The 24291-nt window shown below is 60.1% G+C and carries 23 protein-coding genes and 7 pseudogenes; 12 read left to right on the forward strand and 18 right to left on the reverse strand.

The genetic code is table 11. The features are described from left to right. Positions 1 to 107: 107 nt before the first annotated feature. Positions 108 to 338 (reverse strand): annotated as a pseudogene (locus FJ973_RS30360) (AAA family ATPase); the annotation flags it as partial. A gap of 421 nt (positions 339 to 759) precedes the next feature. Between FJ973_RS30360 and FJ973_RS30365 the strand changes: the two are divergent. Together FJ973_RS30365 and FJ973_RS30370 are read left to right on the forward strand one after the other, a co-directional pair. Continuing rightward, entirely contained in the window at positions 760 to 1110 is a 351-nt protein-coding gene (locus FJ973_RS30365; protein WP_140525833.1) for an antitoxin Xre/MbcA/ParS toxin-binding domain-containing protein, read from the forward strand. 8 nt (positions 1111 to 1118) lie between these two features. Continuing rightward, positions 1119 to 1616, forward strand: coding sequence for an RES family NAD+ phosphorylase (locus tag FJ973_RS30370; RefSeq protein WP_140525832.1), 498 nt, complete (start codon positions 1119 to 1121; stop codon positions 1614 to 1616). A gap of 81 nt (positions 1617 to 1697) precedes the next feature. Here the strand turns inward: FJ973_RS30370 and FJ973_RS30375 are convergent. From FJ973_RS30375 to FJ973_RS30385, 3 genes and pseudogenes are all read right to left on the reverse strand, one after another. After that, a pseudogene (locus tag FJ973_RS30375) lies at positions 1698 to 2003 on the reverse strand (hypothetical protein); the annotation flags it as partial. Positions 2004 to 2097: 94 nt separating this feature from the next. Continuing rightward, a complete protein-coding gene (locus FJ973_RS30380) occupies positions 2098 to 2280 on the reverse strand; it encodes a hypothetical protein (protein WP_140525831.1) in 183 nt (60 codons plus the stop codon). 364 nt (positions 2281 to 2644) lie between these two features. Beyond that, positions 2645 to 3156: pseudogene (locus FJ973_RS30385) on the reverse strand (DUF2243 domain-containing protein). A 156-nt stretch (positions 3157 to 3312) separates the two neighbouring features. On the opposite strand from FJ973_RS30385, the gene nadE reads away from it, so the two are divergent. Next, a complete protein-coding gene (gene nadE, locus FJ973_RS30390) occupies positions 3313 to 4152 on the forward strand; it encodes an ammonia-dependent NAD(+) synthetase (RefSeq protein WP_140525830.1) in 840 nt (279 codons plus the stop codon). A gap of 242 nt (positions 4153 to 4394) precedes the next feature. Here nadE and FJ973_RS30395 read toward each other — a convergent pair whose 3' ends face one another. Continuing rightward, on the reverse strand, positions 4395 to 5318 hold the full coding sequence (locus tag FJ973_RS30395) for a hypothetical protein (protein WP_140501395.1): 924 nt from the start codon (positions 5316 to 5318) through the stop codon (positions 4395 to 4397). A gap of 387 nt (positions 5319 to 5705) precedes the next feature. Between FJ973_RS30395 and FJ973_RS30400 the strand changes: the two genes are divergently transcribed. Both FJ973_RS30400 and glf read left to right on the forward strand, forming a co-directional pair. Further along, on the forward strand, positions 5706 to 6878 hold the full coding sequence (locus FJ973_RS30400; protein ID WP_140525829.1) for a glycosyltransferase: 1173 nt from the start codon (positions 5706 to 5708) through the stop codon (positions 6876 to 6878). A 2-nt stretch (positions 6879 to 6880) separates the two neighbouring features. Continuing rightward, positions 6881 to 8023, forward strand: coding sequence for a UDP-galactopyranose mutase (glf, locus tag FJ973_RS30405; RefSeq protein WP_140501399.1), 1143 nt, complete (start codon positions 6881 to 6883; stop codon positions 8021 to 8023). A 73-nt stretch (positions 8024 to 8096) separates the two neighbouring features. On the opposite strand, the gene FJ973_RS30410 is transcribed toward glf, so the two are convergent. Continuing rightward, on the reverse strand, positions 8097 to 9272 hold the full coding sequence (locus tag FJ973_RS30410; RefSeq protein ID WP_224656177.1) for a beta-glucosidase: 1176 nt from the start codon (positions 9270 to 9272) through the stop codon (positions 8097 to 8099). A gap of 372 nt (positions 9273 to 9644) precedes the next feature. Here FJ973_RS30410 and FJ973_RS30415 point away from each other — a divergent pair, with 372 nt between their 5' ends. Then, entirely contained in the window at positions 9645 to 10490 is an 846-nt protein-coding gene (locus FJ973_RS30415; protein ID WP_140525835.1) for an SIR2 family protein, read from the forward strand. A gap of 227 nt (positions 10491 to 10717) precedes the next feature. Then, positions 10718 to 11599 (forward strand): manganese catalase family protein, encoded by an 882-nt coding sequence (locus FJ973_RS30420; protein ID WP_140525828.1) that lies wholly within the window; start codon positions 10718 to 10720, stop codon positions 11597 to 11599. Positions 11600 to 11768: 169 nt separating this feature from the next. Here the strand turns inward: FJ973_RS30420 and FJ973_RS30425 are convergent, their stop codons facing one another. From FJ973_RS30425 to FJ973_RS30465, 9 genes and pseudogenes are all read right to left on the reverse strand, one after another. Continuing rightward, the gene (locus FJ973_RS30425; protein ID WP_140501403.1) at positions 11769 to 12248 is read right to left on the reverse strand and encodes a DUF2269 family protein; all 480 of its coding nucleotides are present in this window, start codon (positions 12246 to 12248) and stop codon (positions 11769 to 11771) included. Next, positions 12248 to 13532, reverse strand: a pseudogene (locus tag FJ973_RS30430) (SDR family oxidoreductase). The gene FJ973_RS30425 and the pseudogene FJ973_RS30430 overlap by 1 nt, the downstream one beginning before the upstream one ends. After that, positions 13529 to 13825 (reverse strand): hypothetical protein, encoded by a 297-nt coding sequence (locus FJ973_RS30435; RefSeq protein ID WP_140525827.1) that lies wholly within the window; start codon positions 13823 to 13825, stop codon positions 13529 to 13531. Before FJ973_RS30435 ends, FJ973_RS30430 begins: the two are co-directional and overlap by 4 nt. A gap of 82 nt (positions 13826 to 13907) precedes the next feature. Beyond that, positions 13908 to 14429: pseudogene (locus FJ973_RS30440) on the reverse strand (ferritin-like domain-containing protein). Between the two features lie 327 nt (positions 14430 to 14756). Beyond that, a complete protein-coding gene (locus tag FJ973_RS30445; RefSeq protein ID WP_140525826.1) occupies positions 14757 to 15674 on the reverse strand; it encodes an NAD(P)/FAD-dependent oxidoreductase in 918 nt (305 codons plus the stop codon). 83 nt (positions 15675 to 15757) lie between these two features. Beyond that, entirely contained in the window at positions 15758 to 16102 is a 345-nt protein-coding gene (locus FJ973_RS30450; protein WP_224656178.1) for a SemiSWEET transporter, read from the reverse strand. Positions 16103 to 16155: 53 nt separating this feature from the next. Further along, complete coding sequence (locus tag FJ973_RS30455) at positions 16156 to 17073, reverse strand: hypothetical protein (protein WP_140525825.1); 918 nt, start codon at positions 17071 to 17073, stop codon at positions 16156 to 16158. Beyond that, complete coding sequence (locus FJ973_RS30460; protein WP_140525824.1) at positions 17070 to 17465, reverse strand: phage holin family protein; 396 nt, start codon at positions 17463 to 17465, stop codon at positions 17070 to 17072. Before FJ973_RS30460 ends, FJ973_RS30455 begins: the two co-directional genes overlap by 4 nt. 41 nt (positions 17466 to 17506) lie before the next feature. After that, complete coding sequence (locus tag FJ973_RS30465; protein WP_181167750.1) at positions 17507 to 18319, reverse strand: hypothetical protein; 813 nt, start codon at positions 18317 to 18319, stop codon at positions 17507 to 17509. A gap of 193 nt (positions 18320 to 18512) precedes the next feature. On the opposite strand from FJ973_RS30465, the pseudogene FJ973_RS31535 reads away from it, so the two are divergent. Then, positions 18513 to 19597, forward strand: a pseudogene (locus FJ973_RS31535) (alpha/beta fold hydrolase). Here FJ973_RS31535 and FJ973_RS30480 read toward each other — a convergent pair. After that, complete coding sequence (locus FJ973_RS30480; RefSeq protein WP_140525819.1) at positions 19573 to 20235, reverse strand: Ku protein; 663 nt, start codon at positions 20233 to 20235, stop codon at positions 19573 to 19575. The pseudogene FJ973_RS31535 and the gene FJ973_RS30480 overlap by 25 nt on opposite strands. 307 nt (positions 20236 to 20542) lie before the next feature. On the opposite strand from FJ973_RS30480, the gene FJ973_RS30485 reads away from it, so the two are divergent. From FJ973_RS30485 to FJ973_RS30500, 4 genes are all read left to right on the forward strand, one after another. Next, positions 20543 to 20776: a hypothetical protein gene (locus FJ973_RS30485; RefSeq protein WP_140499472.1), complete on the forward strand. Its 234-nt coding sequence runs from the start codon at positions 20543 to 20545 to the stop codon at positions 20774 to 20776. A gap of 364 nt (positions 20777 to 21140) precedes the next feature. Next, positions 21141 to 21698 (forward strand): DUF1003 domain-containing protein, encoded by a 558-nt coding sequence (locus FJ973_RS30490; RefSeq protein WP_140499474.1) that lies wholly within the window; start codon positions 21141 to 21143, stop codon positions 21696 to 21698. Positions 21699 to 21956: 258 nt separating this feature from the next. Beyond that, positions 21957 to 22181 (forward strand): DUF4142 domain-containing protein, encoded by a 225-nt coding sequence (locus tag FJ973_RS31540; RefSeq protein WP_246673114.1) that lies wholly within the window; start codon positions 21957 to 21959, stop codon positions 22179 to 22181. A 115-nt stretch (positions 22182 to 22296) separates the two neighbouring features. Beyond that, positions 22297 to 22806, forward strand: coding sequence for a DUF892 family protein (locus tag FJ973_RS30500; RefSeq protein WP_140525817.1), 510 nt, complete (start codon positions 22297 to 22299; stop codon positions 22804 to 22806). Positions 22807 to 23366: 560 nt separating this feature from the next. On the opposite strand, the gene FJ973_RS31545 is transcribed toward FJ973_RS30500, so the two are convergent. Continuing rightward, positions 23367 to 23810: a phospholipase D-like domain-containing protein gene (locus FJ973_RS31545; RefSeq protein WP_246675756.1), complete on the reverse strand. Its 444-nt coding sequence runs from the start codon at positions 23808 to 23810 to the stop codon at positions 23367 to 23369. Next, positions 23791 to 24291 (reverse strand): annotated as a pseudogene (locus FJ973_RS31550) (hypothetical protein); the annotation flags it as partial. The gene FJ973_RS31545 and the pseudogene FJ973_RS31550, both read right to left, overlap by 20 nt.

Raw genomic sequence — 24291 nt, forward strand, 5'->3', positions numbered from 1 at the left:
CAGACCTACCTACCAGCTCACAATGCCCGCTTCGCCAGGCCGGCCGCGGTCGAGGACAGCGCCTTTGTCGCCGCAGATCCGCAACAACTGGCCCAGATCCTGTGCAACGCCATCTGCCTCGACGCAACCATTCCGGCCTCGTCCATCACGAAAACGGTCTTGCCGTCGAGGAGGTCAGTACCCCTCCCCCACCGAAGCTCCCATGACGCCAATGTGCGCGCCGCGATTGCCGCTTCCTTTTCCAGGCCTTCGGCCGCCTTGCCGGCGAGCGCCCCACCAACGACGCGAAAACCTTCGCGTTCCCAAGCCTCCCGTGCCGCTTTCAGCGCGCTGGTTTTTGCGGGCTGGACTTGGAACGTCGCGCCTTGTCGGGGGTTGCCCTTCAGCGCGCGCGGATCGACAAATTTCAGTTCCATGGAAATGCTCCTTACGGGGTTGCCGGACACAGCCCGTCGCTGCGTCCTTTCTCGTCTTCTTCTCGAAGACACCCCCCGGCCCGCGGAGCGAGCGGGCCGGTGCAACTGCGGCCGAGCATCCCTGCCCGGCAGGACAAGCGGGGCTAACAGCCCTGCGAAGGACGACGTGGCCGGGATCGCGAGCGGCGCGGTTGAGCGCAAGCGTCAGCGGTCCGCTCGATCTGCGAGCAGGTTTTCCCCTCCCCTTCCTTCTCAGCCTTCTTCCCAAATTTGGATTGAACCCCGCTATTCTGACGCTATATTGCGTCATAATTATTGACATACAGGAATGGAGGTAAGCGTCATGGGACTTGCCCAATATGCTGACGGCGGACTTTTTTCACCGCGCAAAATCGCAGACGCCTTGCGTACTACCAGCGAGGAGATCGCCCGAACCGCCGGTCTCGGAAAGGATGCCATCCAGCGCAAGGACCGCATTGGCTCGGACAAGACGCAGCGACGGCTGCGCGAGATGTCGGAGATCGTCAACAAGGTCGAGCCCCGCTTCGGCTCGGCGCTGATGGCCTATGCCTGGTATCGCTCCGAGCCCCTGCCCGGCTTTTCCGGCCTGACCGCGATGCAACTGGTCCGTGATGGGCGCGCCGATGACGTGCTCGACTATATCGACGCGGTCGACGCCGGCGTTCACGCCTGATCCGGTCGATGCATTTCAAGGGGGAACTCTATCGGGCGCTGAATCCGATCTATGCACGCGAGCGGATGTCTGGCCGTGGCGCGGAGCTTTACGGTGGCCGTTTCAACCGGAAAGGAACGCAAGCGCTCTATATGTCCTTGTCGGTCATGACGGCGTTGCGCGAAGCCAATCGGGCCGGCAGTTTGCAGCCGACGACACTCGTGTCTTATGATGCGGATATCGAGGCGGTTTTTGACAGCCGCGACCATGAGCGCCTGCGTGCGGAGGGGATGGATGCGGCGGGGCTCGCCGGTACGACTTGGCGCGATCAGATGAAAGCAACCGGAGAGGCGAAGACGCAAGCCTTCGCACGAAGACTTGTCGCGGCTGGCTATCATGGATTGCTCGTCAGAAGCTTCGCCCCCGGAGCGACGGAGGACGGCCTTAATCTCGTCCTCTGGACATGGAGCGATGTGGCGCCCTGCCGTCTCACCCTGATCGACGATGAAAACCGCCTGTCGCGATAGCGGCGATCGAGGACAGCCGGTTATGGTTAACAAGAAGAAAGGCCGGCCACGCCGCGAGGCGTGACCGGCCAGCACATTCGATCAGGCGGCAATTGCGTCGGTCGCCCCGGCACCTTCAATATCCGTCGCCAGTGCCGCCTCCACCTCAGCAAGCTGCCGCCGCTTGTCGGCCAATTCACCCGCGAAGGCGAACTCGGCACTATCATCCCGGGACTGGTACGACGCAAGCCGGCGGCGGGCGTCGGCGAGGCGCTGGCGATAGCGCTCGCGCTCTCCTTCGAAATCGTCGAGCGCGTGCTTGAGGCGCGAAATCGCTCCGAGCGGCGTGACCGTCATGGCAAGCTCGATTTCGGAATCGGCACCGGTGCGCATCAGCGTGGTGCTATAGAGGCCGTTGACCTCGTCGTCATTGCCGGGGCGTGTACGCGGCGAAGCCTCACTTGCGCCCTGTCGGGCGCAAGTGGCAGGCAACGATCCCCTCTTAGTGAGCCGGGCGGTACTCGTAAGGATCGTATTCGTGGACCACCGTGCCCTTGTCACCGTCATATTCGCTCGACACCATGACGCCGAACTCGCCATCGACTTGGAAGAGCGTGACCGGGACCATCAAGGTCTGCGCGAGATTGAAGGCATGGTGCTGAGCAAGGGTGAAATTGTGCGACATCGTTTGGCTCCCGTCTTTGGGCGGGGTCCATCCCCGCTCGACAGGCGCCCGACGTGTTCAGGGCATGGCCGCGGTCACCTTGAAGGCGCAGCCGCAGAGGTCGCACGCTTGCGTAGCGAACCCCTTGCGGGTTGATTGTGGAAGGCCAGGACCTGAACCAGGAAAGCCGGACATGAGAGCGGGATTGCACCTCCTCAATGGCGGCCGCCCTGTCCCCCGTCTCACACTCCTTCACGTGCTCGCCCGAGAGCCGTTCATACCGAGCCCGTTCGCCTTCAGTTCCCCGCGTTCTCGAGAGGCCTACAACATCGCTGCTACAATCCGGTTCCAAGGCATCCTGAAATAAGCGCTAGAGTCCAACGCTTCATAGCTGCCACAGCCAGGATTTCCGCTTGCCGTTTGACAAGGCCCACCCGCCGAGCAGCATCAGCGCACCCCAAATCAAACAACCCGCGGTCCCAATAGACCCACTGGGACCGCGGGACGGTTTCGTTGACATGGTGTGTGCCGAGAAGCTGGTGATCGTCCACTCCCTCGACCAGGTTGAATATGCCAAAGCCCATGAGCATCGTTGCAAGTAGCAACTTTCCTGACCACCCGAGATGAGGTTGGCGCGCCGCACGCCATAGCACAATGAGACCTAATGCGACGAACACGTATGTGCCGGCGTGGAACCAGCCATCGAGGGACGTGTTGAACCGAAGGTTCTCAAGATTGCGGCGGGATAGCCGGCTGGTCGCCATATGATGCCACTGGAGCAACTGATGCAGAACGATTCCCTCGAAGAACCAGCCTGAGCCCGAGCAGGATTCCGGCCGAGGTCGGGAACCTGTGAGGCTCTTCGTCGCTGTTCCTTTTTCTCCTAAGGGGACCCAACGTCGAGCCCGCCAATGTACATCACCGTTTTTGCGCTACCGGCGCGTCATCATCGCTTTTTGAGAACCGCTTCAGCTGGCAGACCGAGACGGTGACCGCCACCGACCTTGTGGTATGCGACTGGACAGAACGCTATGATGTCAGGAGCAACTTCGCATGACCGACCAACAACTGATTATAGGAGCATTGGGAGTCTCGTCCAGTTTTGACGTCGCGCTTGAAACGCGCCGACGCATCGATTTTCTCGGCACCTATCTGCGTGCCTCGAATCTCAACACCTACGTTCTGGGCGTAAGCGGTGGCGTAGATTCGCTTGCTGCCGCTCTTCTTGCGCAACGGGCCGTGGAGGAACTGCGAACGGCAGGATATGAGGCCAGATTCCTGGCCGTTCGGCTTCCATACGGCTTACAGGCCGACGAGAGCGACGCGCAGCGGGCACTGGATACAATACAAGCAGACGAAGTGCGCCGGGTCGACATCAAGCCCGCCGCCGACGCGATGCTGGATTCGATCAAGCTTGCGGGCACCGACCTCGGCGATGCCGGCGGAGAGGACTTTTTGCTTGGCAACATCAAGGCTCGTGAGCGGATGATTGCCCAGTTTGCGCTTGCCGGCGCCACCCGAGGGCTGGTCATCGGTACCGATCATGCGGCCGAAGCACTGATGGGTTTCTTCACCAAGTTCGGCGACGGTGCTGCCGACATCCTTCCTCTTTCCGGGTTGAACAAGCGTAGGGTTCGCGCCTTGGCGGCGCATCTGGGCGCTCCGCCTCAATTAGTTGCCAAGATTCCGACTGCCGACCTGGAGAACCTAATTCCGCTTCGCCCGGACGAAGATGCCTATGGCGTAACTTACGATCAAATCGACGATTTCCTTGAAGGTCGGGAGATCGACGAAGCAGCGCGCACGCGCATATTTCAAGCGCACGCCGGCACCGCACACAAGCGCGCGCTTCCAGTGGCGCCCGTCGCCTCGTCCGGTCCATCACGACAGTAGCCGGACTCTCGGGATGGATGCTCACTATTGCTGCGACCGCCGCCAGATCTTCCACGTCCGATCCGACAGCGTCAGGTGCCGAATCCCGCCCTCGGGCTCACTTGGATTCAGCGAATAAGTTGAGCCGTCCTATCGCGCGCAATGCATCGGCCGTCGGCCCCGAGGGCGACTCTCGATCGAAACGAGCACTGCGTAGGGACGGTTGTCCGTCGCGGTGATGGCGCCTTTCCGGGCGCGCTGGGTTAAGCGACGTTTGAAAAAATCTGCTGATCCAGGTCGCACGTGGCCAGCCCATAGCGCCACCTGTGATTCGTTGCCTCGCGCCGGCTCTGATAGAACAGCGTCAGTTGCCGGCCCTCTATCATCACAGTCGAGTGCCCGTTCTCTCCCGGCTCGCCCGGATCCAGCACTGGGCCGACGGACACGTAAGGTCCTTCGACGCGATCGGCAATTGCGAAGAATACACGCTGGCGGCTGCCGCGCGGCCCCTCGGGCAGGAAGCAGGTTGCATTGAGCAGCACGCGTCCATCCGGCAACTCGACCAGTTGAGCGCCTTCGATGCCCCATTCATAGTCGGGATGCTCGCGTGCGTTGTGATGCGGAACGTCCAGGTGGTCCAGGATCTTGCCAGCGCGCTTCCATGGTCCGAACCAGGAGTCGGACTGGCTGCGTGCGAGATAGACGTCGGGTTGCGGGACCCTGCTGAATTTCGGCATTCCCGAGTAGACGATGTAGCGCTTGCCGCCGATGACCGCCGGATGGGGATCGTAGATGCCATCTTCATCGGTGTCCGGCAGGGATAATATCGCCGACGTCAAAACAACCCAGTGGAAACCATCATTAGACACCGCATGCTCGCACCGCCCACCCGACTTCATGAATTCGGTCTGGATGAACATGTGGAAAACCCCGCCTTCGTGGATGACACCGGGCGCCGCCACACCCGAGCCGGTGATCGGCAAGGCGATCGGTTCATGCTCGGTCCAGGGGCCACGCGGATCCGGCGCTGTGGCGTGCAGTATCTTCCATTCCTCGCTCGTGACGGTGCCGCTCGATCCGAACATGTGCCAGAGCGTTCCGTCGAATACGGGACAAGGATCTTTCAGGTCGTCCACCTGCTGCGGGTGAAACAACGGAAAGACGTGCGTTTCAAAATTGATCTGCATGTCCATAAACCTCGACAGCCTCTCTCAGCTTCCGACACCCAGGTCCAAACAAACTGATTCGAGGCGCTCTTATTCTAGCAGCGTCGGCTAACACGTGTCGATTTTCCCACAGGCCTTCAACAGCTCGAGGAGTGACAAAGCGCCACGTTAGGGCGCCGTGGTCCCAATTCCAGCGGATCTCGTGCCGCATTCGGACCGCCCGCGAAGCAGTCGAGCGGCCCTACCTCTGATCGTTGAGGCCGATGATCGGCCACGCAAATCAATTAATACCGCGGGAACAACTTACTAAATCGAAAGTTAGATGGAACTGAAAGCATCAGGCAGGAGTGTCGAAAATTAACCTAGGTTAATTCTTCGAGACTTGACTCGTATTAAAAGGGAAAATATATGGAAATCGCGCCGGCAAAAACAAAAAAAATCACGTCTATTGCGTACAATGCAGTAGTTATCTGCTTTTCACATCTCCGATGGAATTTTGTATTTCAAAGGCCACAGCACCTCCTGACCCTCGCCGCCCGGCAGCAACAGGTAATTTACTTCGAAGAACCAGCCTTCGAAGATGTCCGCGGTCCCTTCATGCGCGTGAACGACGTAGCTCCGGCAATCAGGGTTGTCACGCCGGTCGTCCCGCTTGGAACATCCGCGACAAAGGTGGACGCCATCCAGCGAAGCTTCGTCAATGAACTCGTCGCACCCGTTCCTCATGACCGGCTGATTGCGTGGTATTACACGCCAATGGCGCTGCGCTTCAGCAGTCATCTGCGCTGCAATGTGTGTGTCTACGATTGCATGGATGAGTTGTCCGCCTTCCGCGACGCGCCCGCGGAACTGGCACAGCTGGAAAGAGCGCTGTTCCGCCGTGCCGATCTGGTCTTCACGGGCGGGCAAAGCCTCTATGAGGCAAAGCGCAGTCAGCATCGTTCGATCTTTGCGTTTCCAAGCAGCATCGACGCTGCTCATTTCAACATGGCGAGAGAGGGGGGCGAGGAACCATCCGACCAGGCAGCCATTCCCCATCCAAGGGTTGGCTATTTCGGCGTGATCGACGAACGGCTCGACATCGCCCTTGTTGGCCAGACGGCTGCCGCGATGCCCGACATCCAGTTCGTCATGCTTGGGCCGGTGGTCAAGATCGATCCGGCGACCCTGCCACGGGCAGACAATTTGCATTGGCTCGGGCCCAAGAACTATGCCGACCTGCCGAGCTATCTTCGTCATTGGGCAGTCGGTTGGATGCCGTTCGCGCTCAACGAGGCAACGCGATACATCAGCCCAACCAAGACACCCGAGTTTCTTGCGGCCGGACTGCCCGTGATCTCCACCGCGATCGTTGATGTCGTTCGCACCTACGGTGCGGCTGGTCTCGTCGAGATCGTCGACGCCGACGACATTGCGACCAAGCTTCGCTGCATGCTTGCCCGCCCCAGAGACCTGCAGGTGAGGGCAGTTGATGCCTATCTCGCCGACAAGTCGTGGGAACGCACTTGGGATGCCATGACCTCACACATCCACGGTGTCCAGGCGATGAAAACTGTCGTTCCGCTGCGCAGGAGAGCCTGACGATGTTCGACTGGCTGATCGTCGGAGCCGGCTTTGCCGGCAGCGTGCTTGCCGAGCGCATTGCATCGCAACGCCGCGAAAGTGTCCTGCTCATAGACCGCAGAAATCATGTCGGCGGCAACGCCTATGACTGCTACGACGAAGCGGGACTCCTGATCCATCGCTATGGTCCCCACATCTTCCACACCAACGCGCAATCCATCGTCGACTATCTGTCGCAGTTCACGGCGTGGCGGCCCTACGAACATCGCGTCCTCTCTTCGGTAGACGGCAAACTGCTGCCCATCCCGATCAATCTCGACACGATCAATCGTCTCTACGGACTTGATCTCACCTCCGAACAACTGGAAGAATTTTTCGCTTCGCGACGAGAAACGGTGGAGGAGGTCCGAACCGCCGAAGACGTGGTGGTCAGCACCGTGGGCAGGGAACTCTACGAAAAATTCTTTCGCGGCTATACTCGCAAACAATGGGGCGTGGATCCGTCCCAACTGAGTAAATCCGTAACGGCACGGGTGCCGACCCGCACCACCCGCGACGACCGCTATTTTGGCGATACGTTCCAGAACATGCCCGCCGGCGGCTATACGCGGATGTTCGAGCGGATGCTGGACAGGCCTGAAATCAAGGTGATGCTGCAGACCGACTATGGCGAGATACGCGACAAGATCGGCTTTCGGCAGCTGATCTATACTGGGCCGATTGATGAATATTTTGATTGGAGGCTCGGCCGTCTGCCTTACCGTTCCTTGCGGTTCGACCATGTGACAGTGGATTGCGAACAATTCCAGCCAGTGGCGGTGGTGAACTATCCGCAGACGGAAAACTACACCCGCGTCACGGAGTATAAGCATCTGACAGGCCAACGGCATCCGAAAACCAGCCTCACCTACGAATACCCGACCGATATAGGCGATCCCTATTATCCTGTTCCGAGAGCCGAAAACGAGGAGCTGTACAAACGCTACGAGGCAATGGCGGACGCCTGCCCAAACGTCTGGTTCGTTGGACGGCTAGCGACCTACCGTTATTACAACATGGATCAAGTGGTGGGTCAGGCCTTGGCCACATTCGCGAGGATACAGAAGACCCTGCCGGCCTCGGCTTCGTTGGAGGCGCCGACATTTGCTGTGCTCGCGCCGTAACCATTTGCCGGACGAAGCCGAACGCGATGCCGTTCTACCCGACAGGCCCATGCTGCACGCGTGATGGCCGGGCTTACGCGAACAGAAGGCGCTGGCGCGCCAGCTCGTCCGCAACTGGCTGCCGGATGCTGCGCGAACCATCCGCGTGCACGGTAGAAAACAAGCCGACTTCGGCGTGGCGGGAATTGTCCCAACCCGGATAGGCTGTCACGGGATAAATGCAAATGCCTTGGATGGGGACGCCCAGCTTCATCGCGGCGCGGACCTCATCGCAGACATAATGCAGCCATGCTGGCCCGGCGGATCCTTCGGACCCGGTTTCAGCAATGAACATCGGCTTGCGGAACCTGTGAGCGACCTCGAGCAACATCTCGGACAGCGCCTGATATTCATGGTGGCCCATGGGAATGGTCGGACCGTTTAGATACCATTGGTTGTGAGGATAAAAGTTCAGGCCAATCACGTCGACAAGATCTTGGCTGCCGCCCAGTTCAGGCTCGACCTGTCCCATCAGCATCTCATACGCCTCGAACTGACCTCGCCGGGCGTTCTGCGCGCGTTGCCGTTCCGCTCGGCTGCCGTCGCGAGGCGCGATATGGATCAGCGGCTCAGCCCAGACGAATCGACAGTCGGGGTCGGCCTGTCGCATTGCACGGATGCCCGCGACCGCTGCCTTAACGAGATGCCGTTTGAACCATCCGCGCTTCTTTGGGCCGACACGCGGGAAGTAGCCGACTTCGACGGCCCAGGCAAAGAACGAGATTTCGTTGATTGGACAAAGCAGCGGAGAGGTGCCCGTGAAGGAGCGATGGAACCGCACGGCCTCCGCGGCAAAAGCGGCGTAGGCGTCGATGAATTCCTGCGATCCCTGATCGATGTGATCGGGCGACCCGTAATGAAAAACATCCCAGATCACCTGCACGCCAACGGCACGAGCCGCTTCGATCATGGCCGCCCAACTCGACCAGTCATAGATGCCCGGCGCCGTTTCGATCAGGTGCCAGCGCAACCCGTCTCGGATCGTTCGAAGCCCGAGCTCGGCACAGCTCCGGTAGTCCGCCAAGGCATGGATGTTGTGCGAGGTAGCGCGAACAAGATCGAGCCGGACACCGTCGCTCCGCCTGTGGGAGGAACATTCAAAGCCGGCCATGAAGAAGCTTTCGAAGGTTCGGCCGACCGCTCGGTGTTGACCATCGTCTACCACATCCTGGACCGGGCCGGATCGTTCGGTGGGGGCCGGCCTGGCCATCATGCTCTCTCGCGGGTCTGGCGATTTGCCCGTAGCTCGTTACAGTTCACGGTGCTACGCGATTCGTCGACAGGATCGGCTTCAGGATGCCGACTGGCGCGAGCCTCTGCTTGGCTTCTGTCCTGCTCGTCCATGCCGCGCTTGGCTGTGTGCGGCCAGGCTAGCCTACCCGAGTGTGCCGGCTCCTTGATTGTCATTGATGCATTTCTCCGCTGGCGATCGGCGCCGGAGCTAAACCGCGAGCACAATGCTTTGTTCCGGCTGCGCCCGTTACGAACCCCATGCGGATGATTGTTCCCCGGCGCGTCGCAAACCCCACGGCGGGTCACCGCCTGCACGAGAATGGAACCGGCGACCGTCCCGGTAGTTGGGATGATTATCGGTCGGAGGTTTGTCCATGCTTTCCCCATCGAGGAACTCGCGCGTTCCGTCAGGGAGCGGCGCGCGATCCTGTTCGTTGGGGCTGGCGTGTCAATGAGTGTCGGCCTGCCCTCCTGGCGTAAGCTCATCGATCATCTGGTCGAGGACCTGGGCATCGATGACGGCATCATCGCGCCGTCGGACGTCAGCTACCAGACCCTGGCGGAGTTCTACCGGTTGAAGCGGGGCACCATCGGACCGCTGCGAAGCTGGATGGATCGGAACTGGAGTGTCTCGCATGAGAAAGTGAGACGTTCGGAGATCCACCGCCTGATCGTGGCACTGGACTTCCCGATCATCTACACGACCAACTACGATCGCAACCTCGAGGTCGCCTTCGAAGTCCATAGCCGCGACTACGTGAAGGTGGCAAACGCAAAAGACATCGCCAAAGCCAGCAACGGGGTCACCCAGATCGTCAAATACCACGGCGACTTCGACGACGACTCCTCCCTCATTCTGGCCGAGACCGACTATTTCGACCGGCTGTCCTTCGATTCACCGCTGGATGTGAAATTCCGCGCGGATGCATTGGGGCGGACGATCCTTTTCATCGGCTACAGCATGTCGGATATGAACATTCGCCTGCTTTTGCACCGCCTGTGGCAGACCTGGAGGCTGTCCGGCTATGAGACCGACCGCCCCAGATCGTTCGTATTCATGCCTAGCCCGAGCGTCGTCCAGGAGGCGGTGCTGGGTCGATGGGGCATCGAAATGTTGAGCGAAGAGGCGGCTCAGCCTGAACAAGCGTTAGCAGCGTTTCTTTCCAAGCTGCTTGACGCCATGAGGGGTCCATGAGGGGGGACGAACCGGGCACCAGGGCCGCCTTGAGGGCGGGGTGAAGGCGATCACCCCGCGGGTCGCTTCATCTTGGTCTTGCGCCAAACAACCGCGCCCTGCCGAAGCGGATTGCACACGTTTCGCGCACGCGCGTCCAACTCGACATGGTCAGGATAAATACTGTCGAACAGAAGGAACATCTGGTTCTGCGGTCGGTTGGGCGAGATCAACGGAGATAATATGAGATGTTTTACACCGACAAGAAATTGCAATTCCCTGTGCGCGTGGAAACGCCCAGCCCGATCTTTGCTCGTGCTTTGCAGCAGGCGATCGGTGGCGTCGAAGGCGAGATACGAGTTGCGCTGCAGTACTTCTTCCAGGCCTGGGGCGCGCGCGGCCCAAGCAAGTATCGGGACCTGCTGCTGAACACCGCCACTGAGGAACTCGCCCACATCGAGATGCTCGCGACGGCCGTGGCGTTGAATCTGGAAGGGGCGCCGCTGTCTTTGCAAGAAGACATTTCAGCCGATACGATCGGCGGCTCCGTGTTGAACGGCATGAACTTCCGCCACATCCTTTCCACCGGACTCGCGGCATTGCCGGAAAATTCAAACGGCGTGCCCTTCAATGCTTCACACGTCTACGCCAGCGGCAATCTCGCCGCCGACATGATCGCCAATGTCACGGCGGAAAGCAGTGGCAGAGTGCTTGCCACACGCCTCTACAATATGACCGACGATCCCGGCATGAAGGAGATGCTGTCGTTCCTGATCGCCCGCGACACGATGCACCAGCAGCAATGGTTAGCAGCCATCGAGGACATGGGCGGGCTCGCGGCTTCACTGCCGGTTCCCAATTCCTTCCCCCAGGAACAGGAACTTCGCGACGTCAGCTATGCTTTCGTCAACTGTTTCGTCGACGGCGTGCCGCCGCCCGAGGGCCGTTGGTCGAGCGGCAAATCCATTGACGGCAACGGAGAGTTCACGACGGTCGCGGGCGAGCCGATGGGTGAGGAACCCATGCTTGGCTCCCCCCGCGTGGACAGCGGAGCACAGAGCGAACAGATCGGTTCTACCCGGGGCTCCAGTCGCGCCAGGGGGTCAGACGGTAACGGCGCTCGCGGCTAGTGTCATTCTCCAGCTTAGGCTGATGGCAACGCTTTCTCCCTCCAATCGTCGGAAAGCACCTATGGCGTCGCGCCTTCTGTTCAGGGTGAGAAGCCGTGTTGGTTCCCGAACTCACCACCTGGCCAAAGGACCTGCTGCCCATCAGTGGCCAGCGAAGCTCTTGTCACCGTCAATCGAACAAAACGATGAGGGGACGCGTGATCATGAGCCAGAAGATGGCGAGCACGGCGGCGAAGGCAGGAAAACCGAAGACAAACCACAACCGAAACAGCTTGTTGTACCGCTCCGGCGGCGGGTCGCCAGATGTGGCGGCGCGCGTCGCCAGATTGCGCATCTCCATCTGCATCCAAACGACCGGCAGCCAGAACAGGCCGGTCACGACATAGAGCACAATCGACAGCACGATCCATCCTTCCCTCAATGAATAGCCAGCCTGCCAGGCGAGGGCCACGCCGGTGATCGGCTGCGCGACGACGGCAGTCGCGGTAAAGAGGAAATCAGCGACAACCACGATGTGGGCAACTGCCGCGATTGTTGCGGCATTGCCGGTCCGGTGAGCGAGAAGCATGAAGAAGGCAATCCCCGCCCCTGTCCCAAGCAGCACGGCTGCGCCGATGACGTGCAGATATTTGACCACGAAATAAAGCATCAGCGCTCGTCCAAGATCGCCAGCGCAACGAAGTGCAAGGCGAGGATCGGCAGGATTTTCATCAGCGGGCCGAGTGGCTCGTTCCAGAGATCCGGGCGCAGGATGGTGCCGGCGATGGCGTAGGACAGCGAGATCGCGATCGCACCCCAAAGACCCGGGCGGCTTGTCGGCCGGAACGCGATCAGAGCGCCGACAGCCGCGTCGGCGATTGCACCGGCCACGACCGCGGCCTCGGCGTGGGGCGCCACCGCAGTGCCGATCAGCAGTTCGACGCCATTACGCCAGCCTGTCGTGAGCGAGATGATGCCGGTCATGATCCAGAAGAATGGCAGCACAACGAAGATCGCGGGCTTGATGAGATAGAGCCCGGCAAACCATCGCTCCTGGACCGTTGCCGGATCGGCCGCAAGTGCTGATGCGAGGCTTGCCGGGTGAATGCCTGTCGTCACAATCCAGGGCTGCGGATCACCGACAGCGCCTCGCGTGATTTCTTTTTTGCGCATTGCTGCGGATCGGCGGTCGCCAGCCGAGCCATCCAGCCAGATCGCCCAGACGATAGAGGCCTCTCGCCACCCAGCCGGGCAAGGTGAATATGGCTGCCTTCTTCCATCCAAACCACTGGCGGTAACGACTGACGAGCTCTGTCATGGTGAGCGCCTCCGGCCCCGCAAGCTCCAGCGTCAAGCGAGAAGGACTCGTGGGCAGGAGGAAGAAAAGAACGGTGGAGACAATGTCATCGAGCTGAACGACTTGCAGGCGACCGGTATTGGGCATGGCCGGCAACAATGGCAGCGCGGCTAGCCCACGCAACAATGCGCTTGCGCCAAAGACGCCGCGCCGCGCCACCGAGGGACGCAGGATCACCCAGCCGACATCGAGCGCCATCAATACCTTGTCGCCGGCCAGCTTGCTGGCGGAGAAGGCGGACAGCTGATCGCGGTCGACACCGATCGCCGAGAAATGGATGACCGTCTTGATGCCGGCCCGTTCGCAGGTCCTGAAGAGAGCGGAAGCGGCGATGGCATGGACCTCCTGAACCTTTTCCCGCGCGTTGTCCTGCAGAACGCCGGCGCAGTTGACGACGGCATCGACGCCTGAAAGAGGCGAACTCCAGTCCTCCGGTCGGACCGCCTCCGTCATGTCCAAAATGACGTCCGAACTTTTCGAAGAGCCGGCAGGTCGGGAGCGGCGGAGCACGCGCCGTACTTCGTGTCCCTCCGCCTCCAGGCGCGCGCATAGTGAGGCGCCTATCAAACCTGTAGCGCCGGTGACGAGGATCTTCATCCCGTGAGCCCGGCCTGCGGCGTCGCTCGAGCCGCCGGCGGCCTGTTTGCCGGCAGCACGCCTTGTTCGTCGAATCCCCATCTGTGGCAGGACCAGTACCATATCCGGTCGACCGGGTTCCAACCGTCGATGCAGCCGGCACTCGAACCGTCTGCCGCCTCGCTGATAGCGAGTTGCTCGCCATCATGGTTGATCACCCGGCCGTCGCCTGGGTCGATCTCATCGATCTCAACAGCTTTGGTGCGACGTTCGAACAGGAGCTGTCTTTTGCTCGACGCCGGTTCCGCGGACATAGGCGCGGCCGATGCTTGGTCAAGCGGCATGGGTTGCCGGACATCCATGACGGACCTCCTCGGCGTGATCCAGTGCGGATATCTAGGCCGCCTTTTGCATCGCTCTCTCGTTCACACCGGCCTCCCCGAGTTGCGTCAGTGCTTCATCGGTCGCCTTCTCCTCCTTGAGCGACTGTTCAAGCAGCGGAACGGCCTTTTTCAGCCCAAGCAAACCGGCCCAGGTGATCAGCGTTCCATATCGGGCGATCGATCTCATAATGCTCGACGGCTTGCGCGGCGGCCACGAGCCCGGCATCCAGGGCTGGAGCCTGTTGAAAGTCCTCCAGGATCTCCTGCCCTTCTTCTATGATGCCGTCGATTGCCGGGCAGGTCTTTCCCTGTGCCCGCTTGCCGAAGATCTCGAACACCTGCTGCAGGCGCTCGATCTGGCCTTCCGTCTCACCTCGATGCTTCTCAAAGGCAGCAATCACCTTTTCGGATTCAGCTCCCTTCGCCATCTTCTTCAAGGCGGAAGGATTTTGCGCTCGGCGTAGTAGATATCCTTCAAGCCGTCGTGGAAGAGATCCTCAAGTCCCTTTGTCTGCGAAGCTTTCTTGGTTGCCATCCTCATCTCCTGCTTGAAAGCGCGCCGGGCGGCACCCCGTTCAAACGAGGCGGCTCCTTGTTTGTTCCGCCGTTTTTCCCCAGCAGACGCCGGCACCCCGTCGGTTGCGAATAAGCGGCATCGACGGCAGTGCCTGAATGCGCACACAATAGGTGTTGTCTCGCCAATGCCGCATTGAGGCTCTTACGGCGCCAATGGGGGGCACCAGGATGCCGGGGAAGCGACGAATATCCCCGCGAGGGCTGCGCCACGCGCCATCCTGTACGACTGAACGACTGAACGACTGAACGACTGAACGACTGAACGACTGAACGAGGGCGGACCTGTTCACTCGTTTTGCGCAAGATAGCTGTGCATATCGGTTGCGGCGATCGCCGCGTGTCCGAAGGCGACCGCGACCTGGTTGATTTCGTCAACCACATCGCCTGCGGCGTAGAGGCCCGCAATTGCGGTTCGCTGGCGCGAATCCACGACAAGATTGCCGATTTCGTCACATTCCGCGCCGAGGTTGGTGGCCAGCTTCGATCGCATCGTGCAGCCCAATGCGGGATAGATGGTATCGAAAGACAGCGTGTTTCCGGCAACGAGCCTGATGGTCGCCTGATGGCCGGCAGAGCGGATCGAGCCCGGGAGGCACGCGTGCACCTTGATTCCAGCCTTTTTGAGCAAGGCGTCGGCGGCGGGGTCGAATCGAGTTGTCGTCTCGACCAACATGGTGACGTCACTTGTGTAGCTTCGCATAAACAACGCCATCTTCATTGCGTGATCTGCCGGGCCCATCACCGCAACCCGTCCGTCGATGACCTCGTAGGCGTCACAGATCGGACACAGCCGCAACGTGCCGGCCTTGATCATATCGGCGGCGTCGGGCGTGTCTGGAAGCGTATCGACAATACCGGTGGCCATGAGCACCGCGCGAGCCCGAATGGGAACCGATGCCGTGGCGATGAAATCGGTCCCACCCCGCTTAATGTCGTGGATCGTATCGTCCACGAGATCGACTCCGCTCAGCAGTGCCTGCTGCCGCAGACGATCAAGCAGCTCAACACCGGCAATACCGTCAGGAAACCCGGGACAGTTGTGGGTTACCGGTATCCACTTTGCGCGGCTTTGGCCGGCATCCACAAGGACGATCCGGCGCCGAAAACGCCCCAGGTAGGTCGCGGCGGTCAGGCCGGCCGGTCCGCCGCCGATGACCAGGCAGTCGTATGATTCGCCAGGACGGATTTCATCGTCTGAAACCACAAGAGAACTCCCGACATGAGCGCGTCATTCCTGGCTGCCACCGCTGAGCGCCTCGTAAACCTCAGAACGCAACCAAACGAAGATCATCGCTCAGTCCTTGAGGCAGCGGGATCCAGCACGTCCGCGACCGCGTCCTTCTTCGCGCGAGGAAGGAGCGTCATCAGAAGAATGAATGCCGAGAGAACGAGACAGGCGGCGTTTGTGATGATGATCGGCCACTCGCCTTTCATGGACCCGAAGATGAGCCAGAGGGCGAACCCTGCTGCCGTAATCGCATACATAGGCGCGGAGATACTGCCCGTGTCTCGCGTCTTTATGATCTTCCAGGCTTGCGGCGTAAAGCTCACCATCGAACATAGTGCCGCGAGATAGCCGACCAGTGTCTCAGTTTCCATGCAATCAAACCGTCGGCGCGCGGTTTTGTTCACGACGGGTGTCTCTAAGTTCAATTTGACCGCTGCCCTGGCACCCTGCAGATGGCTTAGGGCTTGGCCGTGGAGGACTGATCCGATTCGGGAAGTCGATCTCGAACCGCCTTTTCGGTAGTTTTTGCGGTGGCCTTGACGACCTCACCGACCTTACCGGCTAACGTGTCGGCGGTGCCGCTCGAGCCCTGCCGGTCCGCCTCGCTCTTGACTGTCTCGTAAGCTTCGGCAGCGATCTCTTTCGCTTGCTCCACGCCGTCCTCTAAAGCACTGTTGGCGCTGCCAAGTAGTTTGTCGCGGTAGCCGCCGAGTTGCTCGTCTTCCATGGTTGTGCGAGGCAGAAGCACGCCTATAGCCGTACCCGCCGCCAGGCCGAGGACGGCAAGTGCCAGTGGTTCGCGCTCAAATAGTTCCTGCGCGGTTCGACTCGCCTGCACAGCCATATCACTCGCACTGGAGCCAAGCTGCCCCACGGTGTTTACAACCTTATCCTTGGTCTCGCCAGCCGCAGTTGCGGCCGCTTCGCTTGCATTGCTCGCAATCGAGCCAGCGGTCGCGCCGGCATCCGAGAGCATCTCTGCGACCGCCGATGGTCCACCATTGGGGATCTCTTGTCCGGAACTCGGCCCTTCCGCAGCCCCCGTCACATCGCTGACCCCGAACGTCCCCCCATCCGTGTCGGCCTGATTGTTGACAGCCTGGGTTGCAGGAGAGCCACCCGCCGAAGCACCGCTGCCAAGCATCAGCCAAGCCAGGCCGGTCCCAACCAGCATCAGGGCCAAAGGGTTGTCGCTGACTTGGGTCTGGAATCTGCTGAGGGCGGCGGTCCCTGCGCCGCCAGAAAACAACCCGGTGAATTCGTCGATCAACTGACCGGGTGTCATTTTGCTGCGGATGGATTCGGCGGTATCGACGACCGCTGCGCGGGCAATCTCGGCTTCGCGTTCGAGTTCGGCTGCCGATTTCTCGCTCATCTCATTTGTCCTTTGATCACACGCGCATCGCTGTTGAGTTGTTCTTGTGTGCGGTCAGGAGCCAATCCGGAAGGCGCAATGCCGGCCATTCCCGTGCGAAGGAGAATCACCCCCAGGATCGCCACGACGACACCGACGAGCAGCGAGGCCCACCCGGCCCCCAGACCCGCCTTAGCCAAAGCGATCACGAGCGCTTGGAGCAGTACCACCAGCGATGCCAGCAAGCACACGGCACCGCCTACGACTTCGACCACGCCGTGCCCGGCTTTGCTGACGTTTTCGGATATTTCGGCCCGCAGAAGCCTTGTTTCGGTCTGTAGCAGGGTCGTCACTTGCTGTGTAAGGTCGCTCACAAGGCTCGCGAGACTGCGGCCGTCCTGATCGTTGTTCATCGGTCATGCTCCGTGCTCGGCCAAGAAAGTGGCTGCATTCGTTATGACGTGAGGTCGTCCCGTGGAGAGCTGCCTGTGGTCTTCGGGCGCGTTACAGTCTTTGGGGCGCCACTGCTTTTCAGCCGACCGTCCGCTTCGCTCGAATCAGCGGGTTGCGAGCTTTTGATGAAGCGTCCCAGAGCCAAACCGGCGAAAACCGACCCGGCGATAAGCACTCCAGAGTTTTCGCGCCCGAAGGACCTGACCTCGCCTAAGACTTGTTCGACTGGTTTGTCCCGCAAAGAGGACGAGAGGCGCTCCAGCCCGCCAGCGGCAGTAAGCACGAACTTCGAAACGGTGGCTTGATCGCTGTTGGCCAGATGCTCACTTGCTGCCCGCAACGCGCCCCCAAAAGCGGCTAAGCTCGCGCTCATGTCGCGCTGCGTTTCCTGCGCCTTCCCTGACAAAGCCTCCTGCGCTTCCGACGCGTACTCGCCAGCTTTGCTGACGACTTCGTCACTGGCGTCGTGAATCAACCGGGTGGCATTTTGGGTTTCTTCCTGGAGCCGGTCGGAGAGCTCGCTCTTTGCCGTATCGAAATCGGATGCTGGACGTCCTGGATCGCCTTCGCGTTGCATAATGGCTCCTAGTGAAAACCGAGGAAGGAGAGAATTGCCAGCACGACGACAACGAGACCTATGAGATAAATGACGCTGTTCACGGCCTGATTTCTCCATTTTCGTCGAAAGCAAACACGCTGAACCGCGCGATGTTCCATCAGCCAAAACTTTTTTAGCTCCCTTAGATTTAAAGACCCCCTGCGTGGGTTGATCGTGCGAGTTGAACGCGAGCACGTCGCCATGTTTGGAGCCCAAGGGTTACTCGTCACCGGTGCTCTTTTGGCTATCCAGTCTGTGGAAACGGCTGGCAAGACTAACGCCTCCCCCGGCTGTCATTCGACCTTCCGCGGGCTCAATCTCGAGGAGCCCTAGGCCGAGCTAAGCCCGTAGCCTCGTTCGAAGGTCAGGCGATCAGGCGCCGGAACAACCTTGTGGCGTCTCAGTTCGGATGGCGAAAACGGTGAGCCTTTTGGGTGCGACGTCCCAGCGGCGATTCGCCAGTCGCCGCAACCTACGCAAGGAGCACGGCAGCTTGTCTTTCCGGTTTCAATTCTCACTGAAACGATCATCACGCGTCTGGGTCGGCGGCCTGGTTGCGGCGGTGGCCTTGCTAGCGTTGAACAATCGAGCAGCGACCAAGCAAGCGCTTTCCGTCCGCGCGAAAGGAAGGACCATAGAGGTCGACGGTGTCCGCCTTCGATATGTCGAGGCTGGAAGCGGCAGGGACCTGGTTCTCCTGCATGGGAACGGTTCCGCCGCTGAGGACTTCCAAACCAGCGGTCTAGTCGACAAAGCAGCCAAGCGTTATCGCGTTATTGTATTCGACCGCCCCGGGTTTGGCGGAAGTACTCGGCCGCGCGGTCGCCTATGGACCGCCGCGGCCCAGGCAGATCTGCTCCAGAGCGCCACGCAGAGGATCGGGGCAGACAATCCCATCGTTCTTGGGGGGCATCGATCGCCCTCCAGTGGGCGGCCCGGTATCCGGACGAGATTGGTGGCGCGGTTCTCCTCTCCGGCTATCATTTCCCCTCCGCAAGGTTCGATGCCATGCTTGCCGCCCTGCCGGCACTGCCAATCGTGGGAACCATCATTTGCCACACCATCCTGCCGCCTGTCGTCAGGCTGATCTGGCCCGTTTTGATGCGCCGCCTGTTTGGGCCGCAACCTGTCCCGCCAGAGTTTTCAAATGCTTTGCGAGATCTGGTCAGCGCACCGTCGCACTTGCGAACGACTGCCGCGGAATCTGGTCTGCTGATCCCCGTTGCCGCGTTGGCTCCCAAGACCGCAGGGAGGACAAACGCGCCGATAGGTATCATGGCCGGGGACGCGGACAGCCTGCTCGACACCAACTATCATTCCCAACATTTGCACGCGGTCCTACCGGGCTCGATGATGCGCATCGTCGCGGGTGCCGGTCACATGGTTCATCATGCTGCGCCGCACCTTGTGCTCGAGATGGTGGACAGCATCGCGGCAGCCGGATCGCTCTCACCTGAAGAAGCTGCTTACTATGCTCCTGCACCGCGCGAATGACTCGGGCGGTAGCCCCGAGCCCGGGCGGCCAATCGATCTTTTCTGATCCAGGCACAGAGTCGTTTTGTCATAATTCGAAGAAAGCTTTTCGGGTCTTTGAATATAGTCTCTTCCGAGATCATCTCGTCATGGGTCCGCAACTCGGTAAGCAGCATTCCCTTGCCATAGGGCTGTATCACGACTTCGCGCCCGCGTTGGTACAGCACCACGCAGGACCGCGCCGCCACACCCTTGGCCATCGCTTCGCGCAGCACGGAGAAGGCCTCGGTGGAAGCACCGTCGGCAGGGATCAGGTAATAAGGCTTTTCCAGGTAGCGCGTGTCGATATCCTTGATGGCGACAAACTCGTCGACCTCAAGCGTGTGCTCAGACGTCATCTTTAGCTTTTTGATCTCGTCCGGTTCGACCTTGATGAAATCGCCCGCGTCTGCCTCGTAGCCTTTGACTTGGTTTTCGCTATCGACGACATCGCCCGTCTCTTCGTCAACATAGGCAGCCTTGACAGGCAATCCATCTTTCCGATTCAAAATCTTGAAGTGGATTTTCGATGCCTCGCTGGTTGCACCCACAAGCTTCACTCCGCACGACACGGACCCGACTTTTAAAATCCCTTTCCAAACTGCTCGTGGGGCTGCCATGCAGTCCTCCTGTCGGGCCGATCCTCGGCACAAACGTCAGCCAGATCGTTATGTTCCGCCCGCCTGACTTGGATTGCCGCCGGCGACTGTGCCTGGGTTGAGTGGGCCTGATCCAACGACACATGCTCCAAGGAAATGAGGCGCTCATGCCACCGCGGACTGAACGTCAGGCCAACGCACGATTTGGACCAGAAACTCGATTGCGATCGTACGCGATAAAAAAATCCTGCCTCACAACAAAATCCAGCTTGGAACCTTCTGAAATCGCCAAGGTTCGGACAGAAAGGCCCCGAACGGATACACGAACATGGCACGCTTCTTTTTTGATCTTACTGAAAATGGAAACGTTACTGAAGACAACGAGGGGAGCGAACTTCCCGATACGGAGACCGCTACAGATGAAGCTGTAAAGGCTTTGACCGAAATAGCGAGAGAGACACTCCCCCATGACGGCAATGAGTGCGAACTCGCTTTCATCATACGCGACGAGGAGCGACCAATAGCAGAGGCAGTTATACGGTTCGAACTTCGCCCGCTTTAAAGCGCTCCCCGGGCTGAAATCCATCGATCTGGCGACGCTCTCGGCAGGCGATCCTTGTCTGGTCGGAGAGTGTCCTGAAGCGCTCCATGTCGTTTCGGATTGCACAACTGCATCAGCCTCCACTACCATCAGAACCTCCCGTTTCGCTAGCGACTCCTCATCCGCGTATCCTATCGCGGCCTTCGACCGGCAAGTCGCCAGGCCCATTTGCGGCGTTGACCGTCTCGCTTACCGAACACCTCTGATAGGTATGTCTCATTGGGTGAGCCATTCGTGATGAAGGTCCGTCAGCGCTCCTGAGGCTGCATGGATCGAAACGCCAACCGACCAGTTAAGTGGGTCAGGTGGAGACACGGAGAGAGCTATGCGCCCAAACACCTCAGGCAATGACATGGGATCCGCCACCCCAACCACACCACCCGCGGACGGCCTCGCTCCTGCCTTGGCCCGCAACATCGAAGCAATCGTTCAACGACGGAAGCGCGATGCGAACGCTGCCACTGCGGAGCAACGCGCCGCGGGAGCAATTAGCCAGTTCGCAGGCAGCATGATGTTCGTCTATATCCATCTTGTTTTCTTTGGGGGCTGGATCGTCCTCAATATCAAGCCCGTCGGCTTTGTTCAGCCTTGGGACCCATCCTTGGTTATCCTGGCGATGATTGCATCCGTGGAGGCGATCTTTTTGTCCACCTTCGTGCTCATCAACCAGAACCGGATGGCCGCTGAGGACGATGCGAGAGCAGACCTCGATCTTCAGGTCAGCCTGCTCAACGAACACGAGACGACCAAGCTCATCAAGATGGTCGAGGAGATTGCCAAGCGCATGAATGTTGCCACGGAAGCGGACGATGAATTGAAGGAACTGAAGCGCGACGTGGCACCTGAAGCTGTTCTCGACAAGATTATGGAGGCAGAGGAGTAGAGGAGGTGTCGCCAGTATCTCACCGATAGGCGAAACCGTGTCGATGAACGCTCGTTTGCTGTCAGCAGGGCTGGCGGGTACAAAGTAGCCGCAGACAAAGACGATCCCTTCGCACACTTGCCCCCTCCGACATGGCTCCCTGCGTCGCAGCCGCTATACCTGGCACGACATGTGTCTCGTCGGATCCATTCGGTATCCCACACTGCACCTTTATCAGCGGCCTCCCTTCGCCGCTGCCATTGCCGGCAGAAGCTGGCATTGGTCGAATTCGATCTGGCTTACATCAGCGGCCAGATCGTCGACCATCAGAAGACTGTGCAACTCCTTGAATGGGAGATCGGCTCCGGCCGGGATCCGGATGTCCAGCATTTCGCCTCCGATATCCTGCCGGCCGTACTGGAGCACCTGCGAATGGCGCGGGACGTCCGCAGCAAGCTGGTGAACCCGGCATTGGCCGATGCCTCGGGCCAGAGCAAGAAGTGACCGTCGCGTCGGCGGTCAATCCGCGCGTCGACAGCCTCTGGCCGAGCCTGCCATAGCCCGGGCGGAACCATCCTCTCCACTCGCGGTTTGGGCAGGCAACCCAAGGGAGACCTTCATGACACAATCGCGCGATTGGTTGATACAATGGCTGAGGGACGCTCACGCTATGGAGGAGCAGGCGGAGACGATGCTCTCCGGGCAACTGTCACGCCTCGAGAGCTATCCGGAGCTCGGCGACCGCATCCGTCAGCATCTCGACGAGACGCGACAGCAGGCCTCACGGCTGAGAACCTGCCTTGACCGGATCGGAGAGGGATCTTCCGCGATGAAAGACGCAGGTGGCAAGCTCACCGCCATGGCCCAGTCGATCAGCGGCGTGTTCGCCGGCGACGAGGTGATGAAGGGGTCGCTCGCCAGCTATACTTTCGAGCATATGGAGATTGCCTCCTACATGATGCTCATCGCCGCGGCCCACGCCGAAGGGGAGGCCGAGGTGGCGCGTGTCTGTGAGCAGAATCTGCGCGAAGAGGAAGCGATGGCGGATTGGCTCAAGAGCCACCTCGCCGAGACGACGCAGATGTTCCTGTCTCGCGCCGCGGCCGACAGCGATGCCGCGAAACGGTGACGCCCAAATGGCGCGGGCGGACTTTTTTTCTGACGATCGGGTCCGCGGGCGGCTCTTGCGCCGGCCGCTGGGTCTTAGGTCGCAGCTAAGAGCCCGCTTCTCCTCCCACAAGAGCGGACTCTTGTCTCGAGTTTATGATCGGCCGCGGATTCGTCAGGGCAGGGGTGGGGCAACATGAAGCGACTTCTGTCAGATCTCGCCGCAATGGCTGAGCCCGGCTTCTGGATCGCCTTGGGGCTTTTGGCGCTGCCTTACGCAAGTGGGCGTATTCGTCCTCATTAAGACATGCCGGTGCCTCTGATCGCTCAGGCTTCCAGCCGCCCATGCGCGGACCTTAATACACCATCGTTGAGAGCACTTTCGGGTCTCACTGTCATGATCGCAAAGGGGCCGCGTGACCGACGAGGTGGGGATGCATCGACCGATGAAGTTGCAGGGCGCGTGTTGAGCAATCCGCTCGGTGTTATTGCGGGGTTGCTCCCATTCTTGCGCGTGGCGCACCATATTAGCCATTTGACGGGCGCAGATGCCGTTTGCGGGGACTCGCCCACCAAGAGGCTCTAGAGTTGCGAGTGTAGTCTGCTGGCCAGCCAGTCCGATACTTTTTCGGTCAGGGGGCGCGCTTCCCATTCGCCCAAACTGATCTGCCTTGATCGCGCAAGATCCTGGCTGAACAGGTCGATCTGCGTTTTGGCAAAATCCCGGCCGTAGACATTCAGCGTGGCTTCGTCGTTCAGCCGCAAAGAGCGCTCGTCCAGGTTGGCAGAGCCAAAGCTCGTCCAGACGTCGTCGACGATCAGGAGTTTGGGATGATACATCGTTGGCTGGAACTCGAAGATCCGGACCCCAGCTTTGAGCAAGTCGCCCCAGAAGTACCGCGAGCCCTTTCGGACCAGGGGCACGTCTGTGAGCCAGTTGGGCACGATCACGTCGACTGCTACCCCTCGTTTCCTGGCGTCCAAGATCTGCTGCAGGGCAATATCGTCAGGCACGAAATAGGCCATTCCGATGCGAAGATGATCCCTGGCGGCAGCGATCGCCGCCAGGGATCATCAGTTCCATGTTCTCCGAGCCATTTGGCTGCGATGACAGGATCAGCTGAGCGCTAAGCGACCCCGCAGGTTCGGAGGGTGGGTAGAACTTCTCACCTTGCAATGTCTCGCCGGCCGTCTCCAACCAGTTTTCCGCGAATGCCGCCTGGAAGGCAGACACTGCGGGTCCTTTGACTTGATAGTGCGTGTCGCGCCACTCATCTGGATTGCGGGCGTTTCCGAGCCAGTTGTCGGCAATACCGACGCCGCCGGTGAACGCGACCAGCCCGTCAACGATGAGCAGCTTGCGATGGGTCCGGTTGTTTACACGATCCAACGTATACCAATGAATAGGTCTATAGCGCTGGAACCGCACGCCGGCGCTTGTCATGATCTCGATCAGGTCTTCATCGAACGGCAGGCTGCCGACCCAGTCAACGAGCACACGGACCTC

Source organism: Mesorhizobium sp. B2-1-3, from assembly GCF_006442495.1.
Lineage (GTDB): Bacteria > Pseudomonadota > Alphaproteobacteria > Rhizobiales > Rhizobiaceae > Mesorhizobium.

Bases quoted from the DNA above. Each gene is read 5' to 3' on its own strand.
- nadE (WP_140525830.1), top strand. From the start codon at position 3,313: ATGACCGACCAACAACTGATTATAGGAGCATTGGGAGTCTCGTCCAGT.
- FJ973_RS30500 (WP_140525817.1), top strand. From the start codon at position 22,297: ATGACACAATCGCGCGATTGGTTGATACAATGGCTGAGGGACGCTCAC.
- FJ973_RS30410 (WP_224656177.1), bottom strand. From the start codon at position 9,272: ATGGCCAGGCCGGCCCCCACCGAACGATCCGGCCCGGTCCAGGATGTG.
- FJ973_RS30480 (WP_140525819.1), bottom strand. From the start codon at position 20,235: ATGGCAGCCCCACGAGCAGTTTGGAAAGGGATTTTAAAAGTCGGGTCC.
- FJ973_RS30380 (WP_140525831.1), bottom strand. From the start codon at position 2,280: ATGTCGCACAATTTCACCCTTGCTCAGCACCATGCCTTCAATCTCGCG.
- FJ973_RS30455 (WP_140525825.1), bottom strand. From the start codon at position 17,073: ATGAGCGAGAAATCGGCAGCCGAACTCGAACGCGAAGCCGAGATTGCC.
- FJ973_RS30460 (WP_140525824.1), bottom strand. From the start codon at position 17,465: ATGAACAACGATCAGGACGGCCGCAGTCTCGCGAGCCTTGTGAGCGAC.
- FJ973_RS30490 (WP_140499474.1), top strand. From the start codon at position 21,141: ATGCGCCCAAACACCTCAGGCAATGACATGGGATCCGCCACCCCAACC.
- glf (WP_140501399.1), top strand. From the start codon at position 6,881: ATGTTCGACTGGCTGATCGTCGGAGCCGGCTTTGCCGGCAGCGTGCTT.
- FJ973_RS30395 (WP_140501395.1), bottom strand. From the start codon at position 5,318: ATGCAGATCAATTTTGAAACGCACGTCTTTCCGTTGTTTCACCCGCAG.
- FJ973_RS30400 (WP_140525829.1), top strand. From the start codon at position 5,706: ATGGAAATCGCGCCGGCAAAAACAAAAAAAATCACGTCTATTGCGTAC.
- FJ973_RS30420 (WP_140525828.1), top strand. From the start codon at position 10,718: ATGTTTTACACCGACAAGAAATTGCAATTCCCTGTGCGCGTGGAAACG.
- FJ973_RS30370 (WP_140525832.1), top strand. From the start codon at position 1,119: ATGCATTTCAAGGGGGAACTCTATCGGGCGCTGAATCCGATCTATGCA.
- FJ973_RS30365 (WP_140525833.1), top strand. From the start codon at position 760: ATGGGACTTGCCCAATATGCTGACGGCGGACTTTTTTCACCGCGCAAA.
- FJ973_RS30425 (WP_140501403.1), bottom strand. From the start codon at position 12,248: ATGCTTTATTTCGTGGTCAAATATCTGCACGTCATCGGCGCAGCCGTG.
- FJ973_RS30415 (WP_140525835.1), top strand. From the start codon at position 9,645: ATGATTATCGGTCGGAGGTTTGTCCATGCTTTCCCCATCGAGGAACTC.
- FJ973_RS31545 (WP_246675756.1), bottom strand. From the start codon at position 23,810: ATGGCCTATTTCGTGCCTGACGATATTGCCCTGCAGCAGATCTTGGAC.
- FJ973_RS30435 (WP_140525827.1), bottom strand. From the start codon at position 13,825: ATGTCCGCGGAACCGGCGTCGAGCAAAAGACAGCTCCTGTTCGAACGT.
- FJ973_RS30485 (WP_140499472.1), top strand. From the start codon at position 20,543: ATGGCACGCTTCTTTTTTGATCTTACTGAAAATGGAAACGTTACTGAA.